Origin of the sequence: Kitasatospora sp. NPDC058063 (assembly GCF_042885395.1) — a bacterium.
GTDB lineage: Bacteria > Actinomycetota > Actinomycetes > Streptomycetales > Streptomycetaceae > Kitasatospora > Kitasatospora lactacystinica.
Genome location: NZ_JBHVSD010000008.1, coordinates 296,847 through 321,605 on the forward strand (window position 1 = coordinate 296,847; position 24,759 = coordinate 321,605).

Genomic DNA, 24,759 nt, shown 5'->3' on the forward strand with positions numbered 1-24,759 from the left:
CCGCGCAACCGAATTCGGCGCCTCCGACGGGCCGCTCAGGCCCGGGACCGCGCCAGCAGCCGCGCCAGCAGGGCCGCCGGCCCCTCCGGCAGGCTGCCATGGACGAGTTCGGTGCGGTGCACCAGCCGGGGCGCGGCGATCGGCGCGTACCCGACCCCGGGTGCCGCCGCGAGCACCGGTTCGGGCAGCAGGGTGAGCCCGTGCCCGGCCGCCACCAGCGCGAGCAGTCCGTGCACGTCGGTGCCCTGGTAGCGGGTGGCGGGCCGGAAGCCGTCGACGCCCGTGGCCGCGCGCAGCCGGGCCGCCGTCGGGGTGAGGTCGGGGGCGTCCAGCCAGCGGGCGGCGGAGAGGTCGGCGAGCGCGAGGCCGCCGCGGCCGGCCAGCGGGTGGCCGAGGGGCAGCGCGACGGCGACCGGCCGCTCGGCCACCGCGACGGTGCGCAGCGGGCCGACGTCGGGCAGCGGCAGCGGGTCGCTGGGCGCGGCCAGCCCGTCGATCAGGGCGAGGTCGACCTCGCCGGTGGCGACCTGGGCGGGCAGCACGTCCTGGGCGAGGACCCGGACCACCGGCTCCGTCAGCGGATGGGCCCGGCGCACCTCGCCGAGCGCACGCCCCAGGGTCGCCCCGACCGCCAGCGGGGTGGCCCCGAGCACCAGCCGGGCGCTCGGGGCGCCGGCCAGGCGCGCGACGTCGGCGCGCGCCGCCTCCAGCCGGACCAGCAGCGGTGCGGCGTGCTCCAGCAGCCGCCGCCCGGCCGCGGTCGGGCCGACCGGCCGGCGGGACAGCAGTGTCGTGCCGAGGTCCGCCTCCAGCGCGGCGATCTGCTGGGAGACCGCGGACTGGGTGTAGCCGAGCTCCCGCGCCGCCTCCGAGAAGGAGGCCAGGCGGGCGACGGTGACGAAGGTGCGCAGCTGCTGCGGGTCCACGGCGGTCATCAACCGATCTGATCGATACTTAAGGAATCATCGTTGGCGCTGATCTCGGGTGCGGGGCCAGGATAGCCGCATGACCTACCTGACCCCCCGGATCGCCCTGGTCGGCGACCGCTCCCCCGCCGTCCGCTCGCACGCCCGGATCCCGGGCCTGCTGGCCGCCCTCGCCGAGCACGACCACCTCGTCCTGGACGCCTACTGGATCCCGACCGGGGACGCCTCCGCACCCGGCGCCCTGGACGGCTTCGACGCGGTCTGGCTGCTGCCCGGCAGCCCGTACCGCAGCGAGGCGGGCGCGCTGGCCGCCGTCCGGACCGCCCGCGAACGCGGCATCCCCTTCCTGGGCACCTGCGCCGGGTTCCAGCACGCGGTGCTGGAGTACGCCCGGAACGTCTGCGGCCTCGCCGGGGCCGTCCACGGCGAGGAGCACCCGGAGGCGGAGCAGCAGGTGATCGCCCCGCTGGCCTGCTCGCTGGTCGGCCACGAGGGGGCCGTCGCGATCACCCCCGGGAGCCTCGCCGAGCGGGTCCTCGGCGCCACCCGCACCCAGGAGCGCTACCACTGCGCGTACGGCCTCAACGGCGCCTACCTGGACCGGCTGGCCGCGCACGGCCTGCGGTTCAGCGGCGCGGACGCCTCGGGCGAGGTGCGGGTCCTGGAGCTGCCCGGACACCCGTTCTTCCTGGCCTCGCTGTTCCAGCCCGAGCTGTCCGGCGACGGCACCCGGGCACACCCCATGGTCCGCGCCCTGGCCCGCGCCGCCGTGGCGCACGCGGACTCCACGGCGGCGGCGGCGAGCGCCTGACCCGACGCCGCGGCGGTGTCGACCACCCGGCCGGACCCCACGGGGGCGGCGACGAGCGCCCGGCCCGCTGCGGCGGCCGCACCGGCGGCGGTCCCGGCCGGGGCGCCCCGAGCCCGCCTCACATCGGCAGCGACCGCAGCCGCACCGGCCCCTCCGGCCACCCGGCCCCCGGCGCCAGCGGCGCCCACATGGTGCGCAGCGGCATCTCCGCCAGCCGTCCCGCCGGCTGCTCCACCGTCACCCCCTCCGCCACCTCCCGGAATCCGAGCCCCCGGTAGAACGCGGCCAGCGGCGGTCGGCAGAACAGCAGCGCGTACCGGTGGCCGAGCGTGCGCGCGTGGTCGAGGGCGGCCCCGACCACGGCCCGCGCGAGGCCGCTGTGGCGCCGGTCGGGCGCGACGCAGACCCCGCCGACGCCCATGGCGGTCAGGTCGGTGCCGCCCACGGTGAGCGGCAACGGCAGCAGCCCGGTGTGGGCGACCAGTCGGCCGTCGGCGGCCCGGACACCGAAGTGGATCTCCTTGGGCAGGAAGGTCAGCCCGGTGTGGGCGACGCCGTACGGGTCCTCCCCGGGGCCGAGGATCTCCTCCTGCTCGACGCGGCCGTACTGCGCGAGCCGTTCGACCACCGGCGGCCCGGCGGGGTGCGGCCCGGGCGAGAAACGATCATCCATCCCGCCATGCTCTCCTCCTGCCAGAGGCTTTAACCAGTCCCTTCCCAGCCACTCGGTCCGACGGCCGTCCCGGTGCCGCGCCGCTGTGGCAGCATGCCCCTCATGCAGCAGCCCACCGACCAGGCGTCCGCCGACCAGTCGGCCGCCGACCTCGCCGCACCGCTGCCCGGCCCGCCGCTGCGCCTGCCCCGCCCGGTCCGCGCCCTCGCGCCGACCGCCCTGGTGCTGCTGGTCCTCGTCCCGCTCGCCGCCAACGACCCGGACGTCGGCCCGACCGCCTCGCCGGGGACCAACGCGGGCCTGATGGCGCTCGGCGCGCTCGCCCTGGCCCTGCGGCGCCGGCACCCGGCCGCGGTCGCCGCGGTCACCCTGCTGAGCGGCCAACTCCCGCTGGCCGTCGCCCTCTACGGGCTGGCCGCGCGGCGCGGCCGGACCGCGCCGGTGTACGTCCTGGCGGCGCTGGCCGGGCTGCGGCTGCTCGTCCCGTTCGACCTCGGGGACGTCGACGCCCCGTCCGAGTTCGCCAACCTCATCGAGGACCCGCTGGTCTTCTGCGCCGTGCCGCTCGCCCTCGGGCTGACCTCCCACCAGCGCGCCCGCACCGTCGCCGTGCTGGCCGAACGCAACCGGCTGCTCGGCGAGCGCAACCGGCTGCTGGAGGAGGCCCGCCGGCACGCCGAGGAGCGCGCGGTGGCCGCCGAACGCGCCCGGCTCGCGCGGGAGATGCACGACGTGGTGTCCAACCGGGTCTCGCTGATCACCCTGCACGCGGGCGCCGGGCAGGTCGCCCGGGCCGAGGACCCGGCCGCCGTCCGGGAGACCCTCGGCCTGATCCGCGCCCTCGGCCTCCAGGCGCTCACCGAACTGCGCGGCCTGCTGGGCGTGCTGACCACCTCCGCCGAACAGGCGCCCTCGCTGCGCGGGCTGCCCGCTCTGGTCGAGGAGTCCCGGCTGGCCGGACTGGCGGTCGGGCTGACCGTCAGCGGACCGGACGAGGGGCTGCCCGACCCGGTGCCCGCCGTGCAGTACGCGGCCTACCGGATCGTCCAGGAGGCGCTGACCAACGCGCACAAGCACGCCCCGGCCGCCGAGGTGGCCGTCACCGTCGAGGTCACGCCGGACGGGCTGCGCCTGACGGTGGTCAACTCCCCCGCTGCCGACCGGGACGCCGAAGCCGCCGGCGGGCGGGCCGATCACCCGGAACTGCCCTCCGGCGGCCACGGCCTGCGCGGCATGCACACCCGGGCCGGCGACCTCGGCGGCACCCTGCACGCCGGGCCGACGCCCGAGGGCGGCTTCGCCGTCCGGGCCCGGCTGCCGCTCGGCGCCGCCTGAACGGAGCGGCGCTGCCCGAACCGGGCCTGCCCGGTGTCAGACCGTCGCGCGCCGCGCCAGCTCCGCCCAGACCTCGTCCACCCGCGCCTCCAGCTCAGCCAGGCCGCCGCCGTTGTCGATCACCAGGTCCGCGATCGCCAGCCGGTCCTCCCGCGAGGCCTGCGCGGCCATCCGGGCCCGGGCCTCCTCCTCGGCCATCCCGCGCAACCGCACCAGCCGGTCCAGCCGCACCTCGTCGGCCGCGTCCACCACCACGACCAGGTCGTACAGCGGCGCCAGGCCGTTCTCGGCCAGCAGCGGCACGTCGTGCACCACGACCGCGTCCGGCGCGGCCGCCGCCTCCAGCTCGGCGGAGCGGGCCCGCACCAGCGGGTGGACGATCGCGTTCAGCGCCTTCAGCCGCTCCGGGTCGGCGAACACGACCGCCCCGAGCGCCGGACGGTCCAGCGCGCCGTCCTCCCGCAGCACCTGCGGTCCGAACTCGGCGACCACGGCCGCCAGACCGTCCGTTCCGGGGGCGACCACCTCACGGGCGATCACGTCCGAGTCCACGATCACCGCGCCGCGCGCGGCGAACAGCCGGGACACCTCGCTCTTGCCCGCGCCGATGCCACCCGTCAGTCCGATCTTCAGCATGGCGTCAGGCTACCGGCGCGGCACCGGGCCCGTCAGTACGGGCCACCGACGAGGAGCACCGTCGGCGCGGGCCGTCGGCGGGCGACGCCGTCAGCCCAGCTCCAGGCTCTCGCCGTCCCCCAGCACCGTCAGCTCCGCGCCCGTGCCCGGCCCCTGCGGCCCGACCAGCCGGGTCTGCACCGCGAACCCGATCGGGCTGAGCACCGCCTCGTGCACCGGCACCGCCTGGCGCGGCCCGGCCTCCCGGACGTAGTCGATCACCTCGGAGGCCTTGCTCCAGGGCGCCGCGAGCGGCAGCAGCAGGGTGTCCACGGCGTGCGGCGGCACGGTGAACGCGTCACCGGGGTGGAACAGCCGGCCGTCGAAGAGGAAGCCGATGTTCTGCACCCGCGGGATGTCCGGGTGGATCTCCGCGTGCCACTCGCCGTGCACCGAGACGCCGAGCCCGCCGATCTCGAAGGCGTCGCCCTCGCCGACCGTCTCGATCCGCTGCGCCACGCCGTCCAGCTGGGCGGCGACGGCCCGGTTGGTCCACACCCGCAGGGCCGGGTCGGCCTCCAGCGCGGCACGCAGCCGGGACTCCTCGAAGTGGTCCATGTGCTCATGGGTGATCAGGACGGCGTCCGCCCCGGCCAGTGCGGCGGGGTCGCTGAACGATCCCGGATCGACGACGACGGTGGTGCCGCCGTGCTCGACGCGTACGCAGGCGTGTCCGAACTTGGTGATTCGCATGGCAAAAACCATACAGCAATGCTGTACAGCCTTGCTGTATGAATTGCCGATAGACTTCTCCCATGCCCAGCGAAGCCCCGCACCCGGACACCCTGGAACTCGCCGCCGACCTGCGCGCCGCCCTCGGCACCCTGGTCCGCTCCCTGCGCACCGACGACGAGCTGCCGCAGAACCAGGCCGCCGTCCTCGGCCTGCTGGTCCGCGACGAGCTCTCCTGCACCGTCGCCGAACTCGCCGCGCTCCAGCGGGTCCGCCACCAGTCGATGGCCCGCACCGTCGCGCTGATGACCGAGGCCGGGCTGGTCACCCAGCAGCCCCACCCCACCGACGGCCGCAAACTGCTGGTCGCCGCCACCGAGGCCGGCCGCGACGCGCTGCTCGACCAGCGCGCGCGCCGCGAACACCAGATCGCCACCGCCATCGAGTCCCGCCTCGACCCCGCCGAACAGGACCGGCTCCGCTCGGCGGTCGACCTGCTACGCCGGCTGGGCTGAACCCACCAGGCCCTTGGCCGCGCCGTCCCCGGCCGCGCCGCCCCCGGACCCGACAACCTCGGATCCGGCACTCTCCGACCCGACCCCGACGCCCTCGACCCCGGCGCCCTCCGACCCGGCACTCTCCGACCCGGTCCCGGCGCGCGGCACCGGGAGCACCGCCGGCTGGATCTCCGGCAGGTCGACGTGCTCGCTCAGCCCGAACCGCCGGTGCAGCCGCCGCAGCGGGCCGGGCGCCCACCAGTTGAACTCGCCGAACAGGCTCATCGCGGCGGGCACCAGCAGGCAGCGCACCAGGGTGGCGTCCACCGCGACGGCGACGGCCAGCGCGATGCCCATCTGCTTGACCATCAGCATGTCCCCGAGCGCGAACCCCGCGAAGACGATCACCATCAGCAGTGCCGCCGAGGTGATGATCCGACCGCTGCGCTGCACGCCCAGCTCCACCGCCCGGACGCAGTCGTGCCCGCGCAGGGTCAGCTCCCTGATCCGGGCGAGCAGGAACACCTCGTAGTCCATCGACAGCCCGAAGGCGAAGGCGAAGACCAGGACCGGGATGAAGGTCTCCAGCCCGCCGGTCGGGCTGAACCCGAGCAGCCCGCTGAACCAGCCGTCCTGGAACACCAGGGTGAGCGCGCCGAGCGAGGCGCCCAGCGAGAGCAGGTTCATCAGCAGTGCCTTGACCGGCATCACCACCGAGCCGGTCATCAGGAAGAGCAGCACCAGGGTGCCGACCGCGACCAGCCCGAGCGCCCACGGTCCGCGCGAGAGCAGCTCGTCCTGGAAGTCCACCACCGAGGCCGCGCCGCCGGTGACGTAGGTGGTCAGCCCGCCGCGGTCGGCCCGCAGCTCCTCCACCACCTGCTTGGCCTGCCCGCCCTGCGGGTCCCCTTGCACCAGCACGTCGATCGTGGAGACCGCGTCGCCAACCGGCGACACCGCCCGCACCCCGCTCACCCCGGGCAGCTTGGCGACCACGTCGTCCGCGTACGCCTGCGCCACCGACGCCCCGCCCTCGACCACCACGGTGATCGGCGCGGCCGAGGCCTGCGGGAAGCGCTGGTCGATCGTCTCGGCGACCTGCCGCCCGGCCGAGGAGGCGGGCAGCACCGCGGCGCCGGAGCTGCGCATGTCGGCGTGGAGGAACGGCGCGCCGGCCGCCATCAGCAGCGCCACCGAGGCGAGGGTGACCGCCACCGCCCGCTTGCGCACCCGGCGCACGGTCCGGCTGAAGAACCCCTCGTCCGCCACGGGCGCGGAGGGTGTCTTGATCCGCGCGCCGGCGAAGCCGAGCAGTGCGGGGATCAGGGTCAGCGCGGCGGCGACGGCGATCACCACCACGCTCACCCCGGCGGCCGCCACCGCGCCGAGCACCGGGCTGGTGAAGACGAACAGTCCGGAGAGCGCGACGGCGACGGTCAGCCCGGAGAAGGCCACGGTGCGTCCGGCGGTCGCCGCGGTCCGTTCGACGGCGGCGGCGATGTCCGCGCCGTGGCCGCGTTCCTCGCGGAAACGATTCACCATGAGCAGCGCGTAGTCGATCGAGAGCCCGAGCCCCAGCACCGTGGCGATCGGCAGCACACTGGTGTCGATGTCCATGATCCGGCTGAAACCGAACATGGCCAGCAGCGCGCCGCCCACCGAGGCGACCGCCCCGATCACCGGCAGCGAGGCCGCCGCCAGCCCGCCGAAGACCAGCACCATGACGATCAGCGTGAGCGGCAGCGTCACTATCTCGCCGAACCGGGTGTCCTTCTCGGTCTGCTGCTTGACCTCCTGCTGGAGCACCAGGTCCCCGCCGACCGTGACGTGGGCGCCGCCCGCCCCGTTCAGCGCGCCGAGCCGCTCGGTGACGGCGTCGGTCTGGGCGGTGCTCGCGGTGTCGGCCATCCGCACGGTGACCAGGCTCGCCGTCCCGTCGGCGGAGCGCAGCGCGGCCGGCGCCGGGCCGGAGCCGTACGCGTCGAGTGCGGAGGAGACCCCGGGCAGGGCGGCGATCTCGGCGGTGGCCTTCTCGACGGCGGCCTTCACCGCCGGATCGTCCACCGGCCTGCCGTCCACCACGGCGGTCACGGTGCCCTTGGCCGGGTCGGCAGCGGCGACCACCGCGCTGCCCCGGTCGGCCTCGGCGCTGGCGGAGGAGGCCCCGGCCACCGAGCCCTCGAAGACGCGTCCCCCGATCAGGACCCCGACCACCAGGACGACGGCCCACAGGCCGAGCACCCAGCGACGGTGGCGGAAGCAGAACCGGCCGAGGGCCGCGAGCCGGCCGCCGACCACGGCGGTGGGGGCGGAGGCAGAGGCGGGGGCGGGGGCGGCGAAAAAGGGGTTTCGCATGAAGGAGCCTTTCGGGCAGCTCCCCTCAATCTAGGTGCAACCCGAACTCCGGCCTATAGGCGGGCAATGAGCCCCATCTCACACTTTCCTTCACATAAAACACACATAAGTCAAAGCGTGATAAGTCATGGCGAAAAACGAAATGGGCCCCACCCGGAAATCCGGGTGGGGCCCACCGTCTAGCTATCGGCTAGCGGGAAGCGAGAGCCTCAGCTCTGGCCACCGGCCAGCTTCTCGCGCAGAGCGGCCAGGGCCTCGTCGGAGGCCAGGGCGCCCGAGCCCTCGTCGCTGCTGGACGAGTAGGAACCACCGGCGGCAGCGGCGACGGCGTCGCCACCCTCCTCGGCGGCCTGGGCATCGGCCTCGCGGCTCTTGATGACCTGGGCCTGGTGCTGCTCGAAGCGGGTCTGCGCCTCGGCGTACTGGCGCTCCCACTCCTCGCGCTGCTTCTCGAAGCCGGGCAGCCAGTCGTTCGCCTCGGGGTCGAAGCCCTCCGGGTAGATGTAGTTGCCCTGGTCGTCGTACGAGGCGGCCATGCCGTACAGGGTCGGGTCGAACTCGACCTCGGCCGGGTTGGCACCCAGGGCCTCGTTGGCCTGCTTCAGCGACAGGCTGATGCGGCGACGCTCGAGGTCGATGTCGATGACCTTGACGAAGATCTCGTCGCCGACCTGGACGACCTGCTCCGGGATCTCGACGTGGCGCTCGGCCAGCTCGGAGATGTGGACCAGACCCTCGATGCCCTCGTCCACGCGGACGAACGCACCGAACGGAACCAGCTTGGTGACCTTACCCGGGACGACCTGACCGATCTGGTGGGTCCGGGCGAACTGCTGCCACGGGTCCTCCTGGGTCGCCTTCAGCGACAGGGAGACGCGCTCGCGGTCCATGTCAACGTCGAGAACCTCGACGGTGACCTCCTGGCCGACCTCGACAACCTCGGACGGGTGGTCGATGTGCTTCCAGGACAGCTCGGAGACGTGCACCAGGCCGTCGACGCCACCCAGGTCCACGAAGGCACCGAAGTTGACGATCGAGGAGACGACGCCGGAGCGCACCTGGCCCTTCTGGAGGGTGGTGAGGAAGGTCTGGCGGACCTCGCTCTGGGTCTGCTCCAGCCAGGCACGGCGGGACAGGACCACGTTGTTGCGGTTCTTGTCCAGCTCGATGATCTTGGCCTCGAGCTCCTTGCCCACGTAGGGCTGGAGGTCGCGGACGCGACGCATCTCGACCAGCGAGGCGGGGAGGAAGCCCCGGAGGCCGATGTCGAGGATGAGACCACCCTTGACGACCTCGATGACGGTACCGGTGACGATGCCGTCCTCTTCCTTGATCTTCTCGATCGTGCCCCAGGCACGCTCGTACTGAGCGCGCTTCTTGGACAGGATGAGACGACCCTCCTTGTCCTCCTTCTGGAGAACCAGGGCCTCGATGTTGTCACCGACGGCGACGACCTCGTGCGGGTCAACGTCGTGCTTGATCGAGAGCTCGCGGGACGGGATGACGCCCTCGGTCTTGTAACCGATGTCGAGGAGAACCTCGTCACGGTCGACCTTCACGATGACGCCCTCGACGATGTCGCCATCGTTGAAGTACTTGATGGTCTCGTCGATGGCGGCGAGGAAGGCCTCCGCGTCGCCGATGTCGTTGACCGCGACCTGCGGGGTGGTGCTGAGGGAGGAGTCGGTGGGGCTCGTCATTAGGAAAAGGGCTCCGGTACGGACATGAAAGTCGTAGGTAATGCCACGCGGAGGGCCCGTATCGCTCCCACCGAAAGCCGGACAGCCAAGAACACGGCACACCGGGATTCCCGTACAACGAGAACCGGCGTCCGTCTTGCGACCGTGGGGTCTTCGACAGATGCGAGCGCGACCTGCTCCGTCCGAGGCGCGCAGGCCCGCAGCGCAACTTGTAGCATACGGGGACGGCCAGGCACGGTCAATGCCGAAGGACGGCAAGACGGTGGAGCCCGGTACGGATCAGGCCATATCCTCCGAATGCGCGCCTTGCGGCGACACCCGAAGGGGCCACGTCCCCGGATGCCACCGCCAGGATCCGGACCCTGACGGGCCGGTTCGCGGCAGCGGCGCTTCCGCATTCCATACCCTACGCGATGGGCATTGTCACCGTGGCCACCACCCCCCAGTCGGACCTGCACGATCTTGACACCTCCCCCGCGCGGGCCGAGGAGGAGGACGGCGACGACGCGATCCGCCGCGAGGCCGGCACCGGGGAGAGCAGCCGCGCCAGCCGGCACTGGTGGGACCGCAACGCCGACGAGTACCAGGACGAACACGGCGAGTTCCTCGGCGACGACCGCTTCACCTGGTGCCCCGAAGGCCTGGACGAGGCCGACGCCCGCCTGCTCGGCGAGGTGGCCGGCCGGGACGTCCTGGAGATCGGCGCCGGCGCCGCCCAGTGCTCCCGCTGGCTCGCCGCCCGGGGCGCCCGGCCGGTCGCCCTGGACATCTCCTACCGCCAGCTCCAGCACTCCCGCCGGATCGACCTCGGCCGCGGCACCGACCCCGTCGCCGTCGTCCAGGCCGACGCCGCCGTCCTGCCCTTCGCCGACGCCTCCTTCGACCTCGCCTGCTCCGCCTACGGCGCCGTCCCGTTCAGCGCCGACACCACCGCGCTGATGCGCGAGGTCCACCGGGTGCTGCGGCCCGGCGGGCGCTGGGTGTTCTCGGTGACCCACCCGATCCGCTGGGCCTTCCCGGACGAACCCGGCGTCGAAGGCCTCACCGCGGCGTCCTCCTACTTCGACCGCACCCCCTACGTCGAGCAGGACGAACAGGGCCACGCCACCTACGTCGAACACCACCGCACCCTCGGCGACCGGGTCCGCGAACTCGTCACCGCCGGCTTCCGGCTGGTGGACCTGGTCGAGCCCGAGTGGCCGGCCGGACTGGAACAGGAGTGGGGCGGCTGGTCCCCGCTGCGCGGACGGCTGATCCCCGGCACGGCGATCTTCGTCACCGAGCGGGGCTGAGCCCCTCCATGAACCCGGCCTGGCGCGAACTGCCCGTCCGCACCGCCCTGCCCGCCCTGCACCGCGCGTTGGACGAACACGGCACCGCCGTCCTCGCCGCACCGCCCGGCACCGGCAAGACCACCCTGGTGCCGCTCGCCCTGGCCGGACTGCTCGATCCGGACGGTCCGGGCGGGCCGGGCGGGCCGGTGCGCCGGGTGCTGGTCGCCGAACCCCGCCGGCTCGCGGTACGGGCGGCCGCCCGGCGGATGGCCTGGCTGCTCGGCGAACCGGTCGGCGGCCGGATCGGCCACACCGTGCGCGGCGAGCGCACGGCGGGCCCGGACACCGTGGTCGAAGTGGTCACCACCGGCGTGCTGCTGCAACGGCTCCAGCGCGACCAGGAACTGCCCGGCGTGGACGTGGTGGTGCTCGACGAATGCCACGAACGGCACCTGGACGCCGACACCGCGCTCGCCTTCCTGCTCGACGTCCGGGCGGCGCTGCGGCCCGAACTGCGGCTGGTCTGCGCCTCGGCCACCTCCGACACCGAGGCCTGGGCCGAACTGCTCGGCGGCGCGCCCGTGGTGGAGGCGCACGGGACGTCCCACCCGGTCGAGGTGGTCTGGGCGCCGCCGCCGCGCGCCGTCCGGCCCGCCCACGGCACCCGGGTGGACCCTGCCCTGCTCGACCACGTCGCCTCGACCGTCCGGCGGGCCCTGCACGAGCGCGACGGCGACGTGCTCTGCTTCCTGCCCGGCGTCGGCGAGATCGCCCGGGTCGCCGGGCAACTGGGCGGCGTCACCGCCGAGGTGCTGCAACTGCACGGCCGCGCCCCGCAGGCCGTACAGGACGCCGCCCTCACCCCGTCCCCCGCACGGCGGGTCGTCCTCACCACCGCCGTCGCCGAGTCCAGCCTCACCGTGCCGGGCGTCCGGGTCGTGGTGGACGCCGGACTGGCCCGCGAACCCCGCACCGACCACGCCCGCGGACTGGCCGGACTGGTCACCGTCCGGGCATCCCTCGCCGCCGCCCGCCAGCGCGCCGGCCGTGCCGGCCGCGAGGCCCCCGGCACCGTCTACCGCTGCTGGAACGAGGCCGAGGACGCCCTCGCCGCCCGCTTCCCCACCCCCGAGATCGCGCTCGCCGACCTCACCCCCTTCGCCCTCCAGGCCGCCTGCTGGGGCGACCCGGACGCCACCGGCCTCGCCCTGCCCGACGCCCCGCCCGCCGGGGCGATGGCCGCCGCCCGACAGACCCTCCAGGCCCTCGGCGCCGTCTCCCCGGACGGGCGGGCCACGGCCCGCGGCGTCCGCCTCGCCCGCACCGGACTGCACCCCCGGCTCGGCCGCGCCCTGGTCGACGGCGCGGCGGCGGTCGGTGCGCGGCGGGCCGCCGAGGTGGTCGCGCTGCTCTCCGAGGAACCGCCACGCGCGCTCGGCGACGACCTCGGCGCGGTCTGGCGCACCGTTCGCTCCTCCCGGGACCCCTACGCGGGCCGCTGGCGCGACGAGGTCCGCCGCCTCCTGCGCGGCACCGGCTCCGAGCCCGCCACCCAGCTCTCCGACGGCGCCGCCGCCGGCCTCGTCGTCGCCCTCGCCTTCCCCGAACGCATCGCCCGCGCCCGCGTCGACAAGCCCGCCCCCGGCGAGCGCAGCCCGTACCTGATGGCCTCCGGCACGGCCGCCGAACTCGCCCCCGGCACCACACTCGGCGCCGTGCCCTGGCTCGCCGTCGCGGTCGCCGACCGCCCGGCGGGCTCGCACTCGGCCCGGGTGCTGCACGCCGCGGCGCTGGACGAGGACACTGCTCTGGTCGCGGGTGCGGCGCTGCTGACCGCTCGTGAGGAGGTCCACTGGGACACCCGCCGCGGCGAAGTCGTCTCCCGCCGGGTCGAGTCGCTGGGCGCCATCGAGCTCGCGGAGAAGCCCCTCAACCGCCCCGACTCTTCACTCGTCCGGTCAGCCCTCCTCGAAGGCCTCACGCGCGAGGGCATCAGCACCCTGCTGAGCTTCCCGTCCAACCTCCGCGAGCGCCTGGCATTCCTCCACGCCGCGATCGGAGACCCCTGGCCCGACGTCAGCGACGAGGCGCTGCTGGAACGCGCGGAGGAATGGCTGGAGCCCGAACTCTCCCGCGCCCGCCGCCGCTCCGACCTCGCGAGGATCGATACGACGGCCGCCCTGCAACGCCTACTCCCCTGGGCCACCGGCGAAGCCGGCCGCCTCGACGACCTCGCCCCCGAACGCATCACCGTGCCGTCCGGCTCGAAGATACGAGTCGACTACACCACCGAACGCCCGGTGCTGGCAGTCAAGTTGCAGGAACTCTTCGGCTGGACAGCGGCCCCCGCCCTGGCCGGCGGCCGCATACCGCTGACCATCCACCTGCTCTCCCCCGCCGGCCGCCCCGCCGCCGTCACCGGTGATCTGGAGAGCTTCTGGCGCGAGGGCTACCGCGCCGTCCGCGCCGACCTCAGGGGCCGCTACCCCCGCCACCCCTGGCCCGAGGACCCGACCACCGCAGAGCCCACCCGCCGCACCAACACCCGGAAGTAGCAACGGAAGACCCCACTACCCATCGGCCGGCAGTGGGGTCCCGGGCAACTCGCACACTCGGCCCACTGAGTTGAACCCGCGATGCCGGGCCCCGGCCTCCGCCGGATCACAGTCGGAGCCAGGGCACCGCTCAGCAGCAGGAATCCGGGCTGTCGGTCATCAGGCCCATTGCGGCGAGCACCTCGGCATGGCCGAGGAAATGCAAGGCGACCCCCAGGCCACCGCTGTCTCCTTCGCCGGCAGCCATACCAATCGAGGACACGGCCCCACCGCCTCCCGTATGACCCAGCTCAAGCCCGTGCAGGGTGCAGAGCCGCTCGTGCGCCGCAGACAGGTACGCCGCCCAGTCGTCGTAGTCCGCGAGGTCCAGGCCGCTCAGTCGGCCCAGCCAGGCATCGACATGAGCCCGCAGAACAACCTCCGGCTCGCGGAAGTCGTGCACCCATCCACACCCCTGCCCGACGCTCTCGTCGGCTCGCAGAATCGGATGGAAGCCCTTCAGCCATGCATCGGCCGCTCCGACGTGGCTCTCGCACACGGTCACCGTCACCGCCGGGCCCGAACCGGCGACAGCCTCCTCAGCAGACTCGAACCCATCGACAACGACCACGGGGACCTCATCGCAACGATGAATGGCCCGCAAGACCTCATTCACTCGCAACTCCCTGACCGAACCAGTAAGCCGCGCAAGGCTAGAGCACACTCTCGCCACCCCGACGTACTTGGTACTTGCCGCCCAACGCAAGGAACGCGCCCGCATCCGCAGCGAGAAGGGCATCCGCTGGGTCGGGCGCCCCTCGACGCCGCAGCCCGACCGACCGCGAACCGCAGCCCCGGAGTGCCGAAAGGGACACGTTCACGAGAAGGACAGCGACAGAAGGACGACTCAGGAGGCGGACGGCTCGATCTCCCCCGCAAAGACGATGACCTGGTCGATGAGGCTCCGCCGCAGATGGACGACGTCCGTTCCCGCCAGGCGGGGGCCTCCGTCCGGCATGGTGAAGACCCACTGGTACCGGGCCCACTCGCCAGGCATGTCCACCGCCGAGCAGCGCGCCATCGTGCCGGTCCCCGCCGGGTGGCGCCGGATGTCCAGCACGAACCGCTCGACCGCCGCGATTCCTTCGCTGCGGCCCAACGGCCCCCAGAAGACCACGTCCGAGGTCAGGGCCTGGGAGAGCAGGGCCGTCACATAGCTGTCGTCCGAGGCGTTGAACGCGGAGATGAACGTGTCGATCGCGGAGCGTGCCGTCTCTTCCTGCATGTCCCAGTAATACCAGCCGTTGCGCGTGCGCTCGTCCCGCGAACCGCCTTCCGATCACGGTGGACCATCCCGGTCACAGCACTGGCGCACCACGGGGATCGCGCCGGAGCGCCAGTCGGCCAGCCGCTTGCGGATGTTCGCCACCATCGGCAGCCCGTCCGTTTCGGCCGGGGTGAACCACGCCACCTCGTGGGACTCGTCGGACACCCGCAACTCCCCGCCGAGCGGGCGTCCGAGGAGGCAGATGGAGAACTCCTGGCGGACCTCGCCGTCGTCGTAGGCGAAGACATGGCGGGGGTCGGTGTACGTGCCGACGATCCCGGTGATCTCGACCTCGATGCCTGTCTCCTCGCGCGTCTCGCGGACACCGCACCCGGCGAGCGACTCGCCGCGCCGGACGACGAGCACGGGCGCGGCCTGCTCGTCGTCGACGAACTCGCCGAACGCTGGGGCTGCGAATCCCGCGCCTGCGGCGTCGGCAAGTACGTGTGGGCCCACGTCGCCTCTACTCCAACTCGTCTCCGCTGCGCAGGAAGTCGGCCCCGCCGACTTCCTGCGCACCCCCACAGCCCCGCCACGCGGAAGACCCGATCGTCGACGAGCTCGTGAACCGGCCAGCGGGCGAGCGCCGGCACCGGATCCTGGCTGCCCTCAGCAGCACCGGACGCAATGAGGAAGCAATGCTCGATCCCCTTTGCTCTACGGCACGTTGGGGTCTCGGTCGGGCCCGGTTGCGTCCCGGGTCGTCGACGCGTGCGTGGACCGGAGGCGCGGTCGGGCCGACAATTCCCGCGTGCTCTCGCGGTTCGTGCACCAGAATGCCCGCATGGAAACGGACACCGTGGCGGAGCTGGTCACGCGGGCACTGGTGGCGGCGCGCGCCATTGCCGCTTCGGACGACCCGGACGACCACGACGGCTGGGCCGAGTACGTATCGCTGCTGTGGCGGGCGGCCGCCGACGGGGTGGCGGCGCTGCCGCTCGGCCTGGAGCTGATCGCTTCGGCCGATCCGATCGAGCGCCGGGCGGGCTGCGACCTGTTGCGCGACACCAGCTATCACCACGAGGCGGTCCGCGCCGGGACGGCCACCGCGCTGGTCGCCCTCGCACAGCGGGAGACCGAGGCCGGCGTGCTGCGGTCCCTGGCGCGCGCGATCGAGAAGACGTACGACCCGCGTGCCGTGCCCGTCCTCGTCGCTCTCGCCGAACATCCTGACGCCGAGGTCCGCGAGGAGGTGGCCCGCTCGTTCGCGGAGGTTCTCACCGGCCTGTCGGACGGGCCGGACATCCGCGCCCTCGTCGGGCTGAGTCAGGACCCGGACCCGGAGGTCCGCAACTGGGCGACGTTCACCCTCGGCGTCCAGGCCGAGGTGGACACTCCCGCGATCCGGGCCGCGCTCTGGGAGCGGACGGCCGACGAGCACACCGACACCCGCACGGAGGCGATCCGCGGACTGGCCTGTCGGCACGACCCCCGCGCCGTGCCGTTCCTGGCCGAACTGGTCGACAACCCCGAGGGCGCCCACCTCCTCACGTTCAGCGCGGCCCCGATCACGGATGCCCTCGAACCGCTGCCGGCCCTCCCGGAGTACGAGCCCGGCGACGACTGGGTCACCGACGCCGTGAACGCCTGCAACCCGGCTCGGCGGGCCCGCCTGGACGCTTTCGCCTGGGAGCTGGTCTGCACGCTCGACCGGCTCCGTCCCGACCTGGGCGCCGCCGTCTCCATGGAACGCTTCGGCTGGGGCCGTTCCCTCGGCGTCGGCGCCGCCTTCGGGCCTTCGGGCTACGACATCGAGGCGCTGCTCGCCCGCGCGGACGGCGACCCCGAGCGCGCTGCCGAGCTGGTCGCGGCCGACCTGCCCGGTTCCCCTCCCGGCCCTCGGTCCCCGTGAGCGAACGCGATCGGTGACGAGTGATTCCGACGATCCGCACCGGTCGGCGGCCTCGGTGGCGCACGCAGGAAGTCGGCCCCGCCGACTTCCTGCTCCCCAGCACCCCCGCCCCACCAGGGCGGGCCAATGAACGGTTCTGCGCAGCAGTGGAGTTGCCGGAAATGACCCCGGTGGTCCGCCTCGATCCCGGCACCGACCCGCACGGGGGTGCCTCGCCCTACGAGGGGCCTGCCGACCTCGGCGGCGAGGACCGCCGGTTCGCCGCCGCGCAAACCTTCTGGAGGGCGGGTGGCATCCTGGCGTCGCTGCCGGGGCGCGCCACGTCGACCATCTCCGGGACAACCGGGCGGCAGCGTACAGGCCGGGCCCGCCTCGCCACCGCCCGGCGCTACGGATTCCGGGCACCCCGCACGCTGGTCGCCGACGACGAACACGAGGCGCGGGAGTTCACCGCCGAGCACGCCGCCGGTACGGTCGACGAGCCGGTCGGCAAGCCGGTCGCCGAGGCGACCGCCCGCTACCTCTCCGACGTCCGACTGACCTTCGGCACCTTCGACTTCGCCGTCACCGCGGACGGCATGTGGCACTCCCGGAGTGCGACCCGAACGGGCAGTGGTCCTGGCAGCCGGCCGAGATCACCGACGAGATCGCGATCGCGACCAGGGTTGCACGGAGCGGTTCAGCAGCCGCCCGAGTTCGCCGAGCCCGAGCCTCCGGAGATCCACGGCGAGTAGGACGCCGGCGAGGGCTTGGGCCGCACGCTGCGCTTGGTGATCAGTTCGACCTCGACGCCGGCGGGGCCGAGCAGCACGGTCAGGGCCTCCCGCAGGCGCTCCGCGTCGGTGCCGGCGGGCGGCTTCCACACCACCTGCCCGCCGGTGAAGTCCAGCCGCCCGACGAGCGCCTTCTCGACCGGCGCGCGATCGCCCTCGTAGGGCTCCATGATGCTGTGCACCAGCCAGACGGCGGGCAGTTCGGTCAGCGGCCGCCAGTCGTCGGGGCGCCCGCCCCGGACCAGCCGGTAACGCTCCGCCGCCTCGGGCGGGGCGAACTCGATCCGGTGGACGGTGGTCACTTCCATCCGGGCGATCACCGGGACGGCAAGCAGGTACTCGACCCCCACGATCACCCCGACCACCGCGGCGACGGTGCCCCCGGTCGCGCCGAAGAGCCACAGGACGAACGCCACCGTGAACGTCGGCGCGAAGAGCACCAGCGGCGCCTTCAGCGCGCTCCCGACGGCCGTCAGGCAGTACAGCAGCGCACTGCGCCGGGTGCCGCCGCCCTCGCGCAGGACGATGTCGGTCGAGGCGGGGCCGGTGCGCAGGACGTCATCCAGAGCCATGCCAGGAGCGTAGGACTGCCGAACAGGACCGGCCAGAGCCCTGACACGGCCAATGCACGCGATACCCGGCGCACCTGACGTGGCATCAGTTCAAGGGTGTCGGGCCGGGGCAGCCTCACTCCGGCCCGGGCGCCGTCCCGGAGGGTGAGGCCCACCAGGTCGAGGGTGTCGCGGTGACATAGCCCAGCGACTCGTACAGCGGTCTGCCCAGCTTCGAAGCGGTGAGCGTGGCCGGCAGGTCCGCCAGGTGGGCGAGGGCGCCGAGCATGACGGCCCGGCCCACGCCACGCGACCGGAACGCCGACGACGTACCGACCCAGTAGTGGCTGCCGACGCCGTCGGCCACGACGCTGACGCAGGCTCCCGCGGCCGCGCCGTCGAGCGTGGCGACGAACACGTCCACGCCGGACTGTTCGATCAACGCCGTCGGGAACAGCTCGCCGGGACGGTAGGGCTCGAACCCGTCCAGCTCGAAGCCCTCGATCACGACCCGCTCGGCCGCCTGGAGGTCCTCGGACTGCCGTACCCGGATCACGTCCAGCGCCGGTTCTCCGACGGGCCCGGGCTGGCGCAGCATGATCGGCATCTGCCAGTTGCGCATGCCGAGGTGGTTCAGGTCGGTCGAGCTGAACGGATCCTCGACGTTCACGGGGCCCGCGGCCCGGCGCGTCAGCTCGCTCACCTCGGCCAGTTCGCCCGGGTCGAGGTCGGGCTCCTGGATCAGGATCCGCAGTCCTGCACGCGCGTCGCCGTCGACCGCGACGAATCCGCGACGCCGGATCACCTCGTGTCCCCGGCAGAGGCCGGTGAGGGTCCAGTAGGCGGCGGAGTTCCGGGCTTGACGCATCGGCGCCTCGGCCAGGGACACGGGCTGGTCGGTCGACGTGGGTCCTGTTGTCATTGTGCCTACGGTAGTGGGGAATTGACCCATCCTGCCGGACCAATTCCCTGCGGGCCGACTGGGCCACTCTTCGAGCCCGGCCACCCGGCGAGCCCGAGCGTCCCGGGGCCCGCGCTCATCGGGCGGCCCGACCTGCGGTTTTCCCGGTGCACGCCGCCCACCGGCGGGTGAACCAGCGGGGACACCGTGGCGCGGGAGGTCCCGGCCGGCACGATCGCGGCGACGATGCCGAGCGGCACCGCCGGCGGGCCTCCGCCGCGACGGCGAGCAGGATCGCGGGCAGGCGGAGAACGCCGAGCAGCCCCGGAGGGACGAGGGGCCGGGAGGGCCTGATCGAGCGCCGGGTGCCCGCGCTCGCGACGCGAGTCGCCGTCCTCGGGCAGGACGGGGCCGGTGGTGGAGGGGGTGGTCCGCAGGATGCCTTCCGGGGCCGCGGCCCGAAGCTCAGGACCGCCGACCGCTTCCGGTCAGGGCGCCGGGGTGGCGGAACGGGCCCGGACACTCGCGTGCCCGGGCCCGTGCGACAGCGGTGCCGTCAGTGCGCGGCGGCCTCCCAGTTGGGGCCGACGCCGACCGAGACGTCCAGCGGGGCGCGCAGCGGGTAGGCGCCCGCCATCTGCTCGCGGACGACGGCCTCGACCTGCTCGCGCTCGCCCGGGGCCAGCTCCAGCACGATTTCGTCGTGCACCTGGAGCAGCATCCGGGAGGTGAGGCCGGCCGCGCGCAGCGCTTCGTCGACCCGGAGCATGGCGATCTTGACGATGTCGGCGGCCGAGCCCTGGATCGGGGCGTTGAGGGCCATCCGCTCGGCCATCTCGCGACGCTGGCGGTTGTCGCTGTTGAGGTCCGGCAGGTAGCGGCGGCGGCCGAGCAGGGTCTCGGTGTAGCCCGTCGCCCGGGCCTCGTCGACGACCCGGCGCAGGTAGTCCCGCACGCCGCCGAAGCGCTCGAAGTAGGTGTCCATCAGGCCCTGGGCCTCGGCGGGCTTGATGCCGAGCTGCTGCGAGAGCCCGTACGCGGAGAGTCCGTACGCCAGGCCGTAGGACATCGCCTTGATCTTGCGGCGCATCTCGGCGTCCACCGCGGCGCGCGGCACCTCGAAGACCTGGGAGGCGACGGTGTTGTGCAGGTCCTCGCCGGAGGCGAAGGCCTGCAGCAGCGCCTCGTCCTCGGACAGGTGGGCCATGATCCGCAGCTCGATCTGGGAGTAGTCGGCGGTGAGCAGCGACTCGTAGCCCTCGCCGACGACGAAGGCGCGGCGGATCGCCCGGCCCTCCTCGGTGCGGACCGGGATGTTCTGCAGGTTCGGGTCCTGCGAGGAGAGCCGGCCGGTGGCGGCGACCATCTGGTTGAAGGTGGTGTGGATCCGGCCCTTGGGCGAGACGGTCTTGAGCAGGCCCTCGACGGTGGTGCGCAGCTTGGCCTGGTCGCGGTGGCGCAGCAGGATGACCGGCAGTTCGTTGTCGGTCTGGGTGGCCAGCCAGGTGAGCGCGTCGGCGTCGGTGGTGTAGCCGGTCTTGATCTTCTTGGTCTTGGGGAGCGCGAGCTCGCCGAAGAGGATCTCCTGGAGCTGCTTGGGCGAGCCGAGGTTGAACTCGTGCCCGGCGGCGGCGTGCGCCTCCTCCACCACGCGCTGGATCTCGGTGGCGAACTGGGCCTCCAGGCCGGTGAGCCACTCGCGGTCGGCGGCGATGCCGTAGCGCTCCATCCGGGCCAGCAGGGCGGCGATGGGCAGTTCCATGTCGTGCATCAGCTCGGCGGCGCCGACCTCGCCGAGGCGGGTGTCGAAGAGCGCGGCGAGGTCGAGCACGGCGCGGGCCTGGAGCATCAGCGACCGGGCGGCGGCCGTCTCGTCCTCCTCCGGTGCGTCGAAGGAGAGTTGGCCGCTCTCGGTGGCGGGGGCCGGGGTGAGCGAGCGGGCCAGGTACTCCTCGGCGAGCACCTCCAGGGTGAAGGTGCGGCGGCCGGGCTTCTCCAGGTAGGCGGCGAGCGCGGTGTCGGCGACGACGCCCTCGATGGTCCAGCCGCGCTCGGCGAAGGCCCGCATGACCTGCTTGGCGATGTGCAGGGCCTTGGGGGCGCCGGCGTCGGCGAGCCAGGCGGCGAAGGCCCGCTCGTCCTCCTCGGCGAGCAGCGCCGGGTCGAACCAGGCGGCCGTCTCTCCGGCGGCGAGCGCCACTTCGGTGACCTCGCCGGCGCCGAGCGCCCACTGGTAGACGGCGGCGAGCGCGACGGTGGTCTTGCCGTCGGAGGCGTGCTCGGCGAGCCAGGCGGCCAGGGTGCCGGGGTCGGTGAGGAGTTCGCCGTCCACCTCGACGCCGGGGGCGAGTTCGGCTTCGGCGGCGTCCGAGCCGGTGGTCGGGTCGATGCCGAAGACGCGGTCGCGGAAGTTGGCGTTGCGGAACTCCAGCGACTCCATCAGGGAGCCGACGGCGTCCTTGTCGAACGGCTTGCGGTCCAGGTCGGTGACGCCGAGCGGGAGTTCGACGTCGCGGACCAGCTCGGTGAGCACCCGGTTGCGCTTGACCGAGTCGAGGTGGTCGCGCAGCTTCTCGCCGATCTTGCCCTTGACCTCGTCGGCGCGGGCGACGAGTTCGTCGAAGGAGCCGAACTGGTTGACCCACTTGGCGGCGGTCTTCTCGCCGACACCGGGGATGCCGGGGAGGTTGTCGGACGGGTCGCCGCGCAGCGCGGCGAGGTCCGGGTACTGGCGCGGGGTGACGCCGTACTTCTCGGCGACCTTCTCCGGGGTGTAGCGGGTGAGCTCGGAGACGCCCTTGGTCGGGTAGAGCACGGTGACGTGGTCGGTGACCAGCTGGAGCGAGTCGCGGTCGCCGGTGACGATGTCGACGTCGTAGCCGGCCGCCTCGGCGGCGGTGGCCAGGGTGGCGATGATGTCGTCGGCCTCGAAGCCCTCGGCCGTCAGCCGGGGGACGTGCATGGCGTCGAGCAGTTCGCCGATCAGGCCGACCTGGCTGCGGAACTCGTCCGGCGTCTTGGCGCGGTTGGCCTTGTAGTCGGGGAACTCGACGGAGCGGAAGGTCTGCCGGGAGAGGTCGAAGGCGACGGCGAGGTGGGTGGGCTGCTCGTCCCGGACGGTGTTGGCGAGCATCGAGGCGAAGCCGTAGACCGCGTTGGTGGGCTGGCCGGTGGAGGTGTTGAAGTTCTCCACGGGCAGGGCGTAGAAGGCCCGGTAGGCCATCGAGTGCCCGTCGAGCAGCATCAGCCGGGGCCGCGGGCCGGCCCCGCCGCCACCCGTCGCGCCCTTGTCCGTACTCTGCGTAGCCACGTCAACGTCCGTTCCTGCCGATTCCACTACCGGCCACCGATCCTATGGCCCGGCACCGACAAAAAGGACGCCGCGCCGGTTCGACCACAGCTGCTACCTATGAGTAGGACGGTCGTACGATCACAGGCGGCACATCCCCCCAGCAGATCCCAGCGGCAGGAGTTCCCCCATGACCGATGCGGCCCCCGGCACCGCACCCCTCGACGCCTCCGACACCACTCCCGGCACCGCCCCCGTTCTGAACGTCCCGCAGGACGTGCTGGACCACTTCGCCAAGCTCGGCGTGAACCCGGAGACCTTCTCGGGCGGCCACCTCGGCGACAAGCTCGGCATCCGGATCGTCGAGGCCTCCGGCGACCGCGTGGTCGGCACCATGCCGGTGGAGGGCAACCAGCAGCCGTACGGGCTGCTGCACGGCGGCGCGTCGGCGGCGCTGGCCGAGACGCTGGGCTCGATCGGGGCGATGCTGCACGCCGGTCCCGGCCGGTACGCGGTCGGTGTGGACCTCAACGCGACCCACCACCGCTCGGCCACCTCCGGGCTGGTGACCGGGGTGGCGACGGCCGTGTTCAAGGGCCGCACCGCGGCCACCTACGAGATCGCGATCACCGACGACACCGGCCGGCGGATCACCAGCTGCCGACTGACCTGCATGCTGCGCGACCTCTGACGGCGGCTCCGACCGCGCCGTCCCGCCCGACAACGTCCCTACCGGACCGGCGAGTTCACTCCGGACAACATCAAGTCCCTTTTCCGCCCCCTTGTTTGACCTTCCGCCACCCTGGGCAGGCGTTGGTCTGGACAAGGGGGCCTTCGCATGTCCGGGCGCGGTCGGCGCAAACCCGCCCCTGTAACGCTGCGTAACAAGTAGGAAATCCGATCAATTGCCGGTTCCGAGGCTCGCGGGCGCCCCGGGATCATCCCGCCGCGCCCTCCTTGTCCGAAATCCGGACGCTCAAGGTCGAAAGCAGGGCATCGGACACAGGCGTCCGATTATCGGTGCTGCCAGCTGCAACCCCCATTTCTGGGCCTTACATCGCCCTACCAGCGCGTAAACGCCCGGCATCGCGGGATCGATCGAGCCAGAACGACCACATCGTGAGACAAATGCTCCGTGTGCTCATAACAAGAGAATCACAGCCTGCCCTCAGCACTGCCCGAGCCGCCCAACGGCATCTAGAGTCACGGCCAGTCACCGCGCCATTCGATTGGGCCAGGCCCTCCGCGCACTCCGGCTCCCGCCATTCAGGCGCGGGCGCCTCCTGAACCGAAGGGGACCCTCGTGCGTCATCGTTCAGCAGTTGTCGTGAGCATTGCCGTGATCGGCGCCCTCAGCCTCAGCGCCTGCGGCTCCCGCGGAGAGAAGAAGGCCGACGGCGGCACCTCCAACTCCGGCTCCACCACCGTCGTCATCGGCGTCGACGCCCCGCTCACCGGCGACCTCTCCGCCCTCGGCCTCGGCATCCGCAACTCCGTCGACCTCGCGATCAAGAAGGCCAACGAGGCCAACGAGGTCCCCGGCGTCAAGTTCGAGATCAAGGCCCTGGACGACACCGGCAAGCCCGCCCCCGGCCAGCAGAACGCCACCCAGCTGGTCGGCGACTCCAAGGTCCTCGGCGTCGTCGGCCCGCTCAACTCCAGCGTGGCCCAGTCGATGCAGCAGATCTTCGACGACGCCTCCCTGGTCGAGGTCTCCCCCGCCAACACCGGCGTCGCCCTCAGCCAGGGCGAGAAGTGGGCCAGCGGCGAGAAGAAGCGCCCGTTCACGTCCTACTTCCGCACCGCCACCACCGACGCCGTCCAGGGCCCCTTCGCCGCCCAGTTCCTCTACACCGACGCCAAGAAGACCAAGGTCTTCCTGATCGACGACCAGAAGACCTACGGCGCGGGCCTGGCCGGCACCTTCAAGGGCGAGTTCACCAAGCTCGGCGGCCAGCTGGTCGGCGAGGAGCACGTCAACCCCGACGACCGCGACTTCGCCGCCATCGTCACCAAGGTCAGGAGCTCCGGCGCCGAGGCCGTCTACTACGGCGGCGAGTACCCCGCGGCCGGCCCGCTCTCCCTCCAGCTCAAGGAGGCCGGCGTCAACATCCCGCTGATGGGCGGCGACGGCATCCAGAGCGGCGACTTCATCAAGCTCAACCCCAAGAGCCAGGGCGACTACGCCACCGCCGTCGGCCTGCCCGTCGAATCCCTCGACACCGCCAAGAAGTTCATCGCCGACTACAAGACCGCCGGCTACAAGGACGCCTACGAGACCTACGGCGGCTACTCCTACGACAGCGCCTGGGCCATCATCCAGGGCGTCAAGCAGGCCGTGAAGGACAACAACGGCAAGGTCCCCGACCGCAAGGCCGTCCGCGACGCCGTCCAGAAGGTCAGCTTCGACGGCGTGACCGGCAAGGTCTCCTTCGACGAGTTCGGCGACACCACCAACAAGCAGCTCACCGTCTACACCGTCAAGGACGGCAAGTGGGCCGTGGAGAAGTCCGGCACCTTCAAGGGCTGACGCTCAGTCACCACCAGCACCACCAGCGCCACTTCACCACCACCGCGCGCGGGGGCGCCACGAGTGCCCCCGCGCGCACCCACA

General features: G+C 72.9%; 21 protein-coding genes and 1 pseudogene. 10 read left to right on the forward strand and 12 right to left on the reverse strand.

Going from position 1 to position 24,759, the window contains the following annotated elements; translation table 11 throughout:
• Window positions 1-35 precede the first annotated feature (35 nt).
• Window positions 36-926: a LysR family transcriptional regulator gene (locus ACFVUY_RS16695; protein ID WP_387693452.1), complete on the reverse strand. Its 891-nt coding sequence runs from the start codon at window positions 924-926 to the stop codon at window positions 36-38.
• Between the two features lie 79 nt (window positions 927-1,005).
• On the opposite strand from ACFVUY_RS16695, the gene ACFVUY_RS16700 reads away from it, so the two are divergent.
• Entirely contained in the window at window positions 1,006-1,737 is a 732-nt protein-coding gene (locus ACFVUY_RS16700; protein WP_387730579.1) for a hypothetical protein, read from the forward strand.
• A 118-nt stretch (window positions 1,738-1,855) separates the two neighbouring features.
• Here the strand turns inward: ACFVUY_RS16700 and ACFVUY_RS16705 are convergent, their stop codons facing one another.
• Window positions 1,856-2,410 carry a GNAT family N-acetyltransferase gene (locus ACFVUY_RS16705; RefSeq protein WP_387730581.1) on the reverse strand — a complete coding sequence of 185 codons (555 nt, stop codon included), beginning with the start codon at window positions 2,408-2,410 and terminating at the stop codon, window positions 1,856-1,858.
• Window positions 2,411-2,512: 102 nt separating this feature from the next.
• Between ACFVUY_RS16705 and ACFVUY_RS16710 the strand changes: the two genes are divergently transcribed.
• Complete coding sequence (locus ACFVUY_RS16710) at window positions 2,513-3,745, forward strand: sensor histidine kinase (RefSeq protein ID WP_387730583.1); 1,233 nt, start codon at window positions 2,513-2,515, stop codon at window positions 3,743-3,745.
• A gap of 36 nt (window positions 3,746-3,781) precedes the next feature.
• On the opposite strand, the gene coaE is transcribed toward ACFVUY_RS16710, so the two are convergent.
• Together coaE and ACFVUY_RS16720 are read right to left on the reverse strand one after the other, a co-directional pair.
• On the reverse strand, window positions 3,782-4,381 hold the full coding sequence (gene coaE / locus ACFVUY_RS16715; RefSeq protein WP_387730585.1) for a dephospho-CoA kinase: 600 nt from the start codon (window positions 4,379-4,381) through the stop codon (window positions 3,782-3,784).
• A gap of 90 nt (window positions 4,382-4,471) precedes the next feature.
• The gene (locus tag ACFVUY_RS16720; protein WP_387730588.1) at window positions 4,472-5,113 is read right to left on the reverse strand and encodes an MBL fold metallo-hydrolase; all 642 of its coding nucleotides are present in this window, start codon (window positions 5,111-5,113) and stop codon (window positions 4,472-4,474) included.
• Between the two features lie 62 nt (window positions 5,114-5,175).
• Here ACFVUY_RS16720 and ACFVUY_RS16725 point away from each other — a divergent pair, with 62 nt between their 5' ends.
• Window positions 5,176-5,607 (forward strand): MarR family winged helix-turn-helix transcriptional regulator, encoded by a 432-nt coding sequence (locus ACFVUY_RS16725; RefSeq protein ID WP_387730590.1) that lies wholly within the window; start codon window positions 5,176-5,178, stop codon window positions 5,605-5,607.
• Here the strand turns inward: ACFVUY_RS16725 and ACFVUY_RS16730 are convergent.
• Both ACFVUY_RS16730 and rpsA read right to left on the reverse strand, forming a co-directional pair.
• Window positions 5,590-7,944 carry an MMPL family transporter gene (locus ACFVUY_RS16730; RefSeq protein WP_387730593.1) on the reverse strand — a complete coding sequence of 785 codons (2,355 nt, stop codon included), beginning with the start codon at window positions 7,942-7,944 and terminating at the stop codon, window positions 5,590-5,592. The genes ACFVUY_RS16725 and ACFVUY_RS16730 overlap by 18 nt on opposite strands.
• 209 nt (window positions 7,945-8,153) lie before the next feature.
• Entirely contained in the window at window positions 8,154-9,644 is a 1,491-nt protein-coding gene (rpsA, locus tag ACFVUY_RS16735; RefSeq protein WP_316520647.1) for a 30S ribosomal protein S1, read from the reverse strand.
• Between the two features lie 413 nt (window positions 9,645-10,057).
• Between rpsA and ACFVUY_RS16740 the strand changes: the two genes are divergently transcribed.
• Together ACFVUY_RS16740 and hrpB are read left to right on the forward strand one after the other, a co-directional pair.
• Window positions 10,058-10,936: a class I SAM-dependent methyltransferase gene (locus tag ACFVUY_RS16740; RefSeq protein ID WP_387693401.1), complete on the forward strand. Its 879-nt coding sequence runs from the start codon at window positions 10,058-10,060 to the stop codon at window positions 10,934-10,936.
• An 8-nt stretch (window positions 10,937-10,944) separates the two neighbouring features.
• Complete coding sequence (gene hrpB / locus ACFVUY_RS16745; RefSeq protein WP_387730596.1) at window positions 10,945-13,473, forward strand: ATP-dependent helicase HrpB; 2,529 nt, start codon at window positions 10,945-10,947, stop codon at window positions 13,471-13,473.
• Between the two features lie 130 nt (window positions 13,474-13,603).
• Here hrpB and ACFVUY_RS16750 read toward each other — a convergent pair whose 3' ends face one another.
• Window positions 13,604-14,128, reverse strand: coding sequence for a hypothetical protein (locus ACFVUY_RS16750; RefSeq protein WP_387730598.1), 525 nt, complete (start codon window positions 14,126-14,128; stop codon window positions 13,604-13,606).
• A gap of 70 nt (window positions 14,129-14,198) precedes the next feature.
• On the opposite strand from ACFVUY_RS16750, the pseudogene ACFVUY_RS16755 reads away from it, so the two are divergent.
• Window positions 14,199-14,276 (forward strand): annotated as a pseudogene (locus tag ACFVUY_RS16755) (integrase); the annotation flags it as partial.
• Window positions 14,277-14,359: 83 nt separating this feature from the next.
• On the opposite strand, the gene ACFVUY_RS16760 reads toward ACFVUY_RS16755, so the two are convergent.
• Both ACFVUY_RS16760 and ACFVUY_RS16765 read right to left on the reverse strand, forming a co-directional pair.
• On the reverse strand, window positions 14,360-14,737 hold the full coding sequence (locus ACFVUY_RS16760; RefSeq protein ID WP_387693407.1) for a nuclear transport factor 2 family protein: 378 nt from the start codon (window positions 14,735-14,737) through the stop codon (window positions 14,360-14,362).
• A 54-nt stretch (window positions 14,738-14,791) separates the two neighbouring features.
• On the reverse strand, window positions 14,792-15,235 hold the full coding sequence (locus ACFVUY_RS16765) for an NUDIX hydrolase (protein ID WP_387730600.1): 444 nt from the start codon (window positions 15,233-15,235) through the stop codon (window positions 14,792-14,794).
• Between the two features lie 328 nt (window positions 15,236-15,563).
• On the opposite strand from ACFVUY_RS16765, the gene ACFVUY_RS16770 reads away from it, so the two are divergent.
• Both ACFVUY_RS16770 and ACFVUY_RS16775 read left to right on the forward strand, forming a co-directional pair.
• Complete coding sequence (locus tag ACFVUY_RS16770) at window positions 15,564-16,631, forward strand: HEAT repeat domain-containing protein (RefSeq protein ID WP_387730603.1); 1,068 nt, start codon at window positions 15,564-15,566, stop codon at window positions 16,629-16,631.
• A 161-nt stretch (window positions 16,632-16,792) separates the two neighbouring features.
• Complete coding sequence (locus tag ACFVUY_RS16775; RefSeq protein ID WP_387730606.1) at window positions 16,793-17,365, forward strand: hypothetical protein; 573 nt, start codon at window positions 16,793-16,795, stop codon at window positions 17,363-17,365.
• On the opposite strand, the gene ACFVUY_RS16780 is transcribed toward ACFVUY_RS16775, so the two are convergent.
• The 3 genes from ACFVUY_RS16780 to polA form a co-directional block, all read right to left on the reverse strand.
• Window positions 17,311-17,976: a hypothetical protein gene (locus ACFVUY_RS16780; protein WP_387693411.1), complete on the reverse strand. Its 666-nt coding sequence runs from the start codon at window positions 17,974-17,976 to the stop codon at window positions 17,311-17,313. The two genes, ACFVUY_RS16775 and ACFVUY_RS16780, sit on opposite strands and share 55 nt — an antisense overlap.
• Window positions 17,977-18,091: 115 nt before the next feature.
• Window positions 18,092-18,877 (reverse strand): GNAT family N-acetyltransferase, encoded by a 786-nt coding sequence (locus ACFVUY_RS16785; RefSeq protein ID WP_387730608.1) that lies wholly within the window; start codon window positions 18,875-18,877, stop codon window positions 18,092-18,094.
• A gap of 535 nt (window positions 18,878-19,412) precedes the next feature.
• Window positions 19,413-22,100 (reverse strand): DNA polymerase I, encoded by a 2,688-nt coding sequence (polA, locus tag ACFVUY_RS16790; protein ID WP_387730691.1) that lies wholly within the window; start codon window positions 22,098-22,100, stop codon window positions 19,413-19,415.
• 235 nt (window positions 22,101-22,335) lie between these two features.
• On the opposite strand from polA, the gene ACFVUY_RS16795 reads away from it, so the two are divergent.
• Together ACFVUY_RS16795 and ACFVUY_RS16800 are read left to right on the forward strand one after the other, a co-directional pair.
• Complete coding sequence (locus ACFVUY_RS16795) at window positions 22,336-22,836, forward strand: PaaI family thioesterase (RefSeq protein WP_387730611.1); 501 nt, start codon at window positions 22,336-22,338, stop codon at window positions 22,834-22,836.
• Window positions 22,837-23,448: 612 nt separating this feature from the next.
• Complete coding sequence (locus ACFVUY_RS16800) at window positions 23,449-24,675, forward strand: branched-chain amino acid ABC transporter substrate-binding protein (protein ID WP_359914208.1); 1,227 nt, start codon at window positions 23,449-23,451, stop codon at window positions 24,673-24,675.
• Window positions 24,676-24,759: the final 84 nt, after the last annotated feature.

Coding starts and splice junctions, on each gene's coding strand:
- ACFVUY_RS16700 (WP_387730579.1), top strand. CDS start 1,006: ATGACCTACCTGACCCCCCGGATCGCCCTGGTCGGCGACCGCTCCCCC.
- ACFVUY_RS16705 (WP_387730581.1), bottom strand. CDS start 2,410: ATGGATGATCGTTTCTCGCCCGGGCCGCACCCCGCCGGGCCGCCGGTG.
- ACFVUY_RS16710 (WP_387730583.1), top strand. CDS start 2,513: ATGCAGCAGCCCACCGACCAGGCGTCCGCCGACCAGTCGGCCGCCGAC.
- coaE (WP_387730585.1), bottom strand. CDS start 4,381: ATGCTGAAGATCGGACTGACGGGTGGCATCGGCGCGGGCAAGAGCGAG.
- ACFVUY_RS16720 (WP_387730588.1), bottom strand. CDS start 5,113: ATGCGAATCACCAAGTTCGGACACGCCTGCGTACGCGTCGAGCACGGC.
- ACFVUY_RS16725 (WP_387730590.1), top strand. CDS start 5,176: ATGCCCAGCGAAGCCCCGCACCCGGACACCCTGGAACTCGCCGCCGAC.
- ACFVUY_RS16730 (WP_387730593.1), bottom strand. CDS start 7,944: ATGCGAAACCCCTTTTTCGCCGCCCCCGCCCCCGCCTCTGCCTCCGCC.
- rpsA (WP_316520647.1), bottom strand. CDS start 9,644: ATGACGAGCCCCACCGACTCCTCCCTCAGCACCACCCCGCAGGTCGCG.
- ACFVUY_RS16740 (WP_387693401.1), top strand. CDS start 10,058: ATGGGCATTGTCACCGTGGCCACCACCCCCCAGTCGGACCTGCACGAT.
- hrpB (WP_387730596.1), top strand. CDS start 10,945: ATGAACCCGGCCTGGCGCGAACTGCCCGTCCGCACCGCCCTGCCCGCC.
- ACFVUY_RS16760 (WP_387693407.1), bottom strand. CDS start 14,737: ATGCAGGAAGAGACGGCACGCTCCGCGATCGACACGTTCATCTCCGCG.
- ACFVUY_RS16770 (WP_387730603.1), top strand. CDS start 15,564: ATGGAAACGGACACCGTGGCGGAGCTGGTCACGCGGGCACTGGTGGCG.
- ACFVUY_RS16775 (WP_387730606.1), top strand. CDS start 16,793: ATGACCCCGGTGGTCCGCCTCGATCCCGGCACCGACCCGCACGGGGGT.
- ACFVUY_RS16780 (WP_387693411.1), bottom strand. CDS start 17,976: ATGGCTCTGGATGACGTCCTGCGCACCGGCCCCGCCTCGACCGACATC.
- ACFVUY_RS16785 (WP_387730608.1), bottom strand. CDS start 18,877: ATGACAACAGGACCCACGTCGACCGACCAGCCCGTGTCCCTGGCCGAG.
- polA (WP_387730691.1), bottom strand. CDS start 22,100: ATGCTGCTCGACGGGCACTCGATGGCCTACCGGGCCTTCTACGCCCTG.
- ACFVUY_RS16795 (WP_387730611.1), top strand. CDS start 22,336: ATGACCGATGCGGCCCCCGGCACCGCACCCCTCGACGCCTCCGACACC.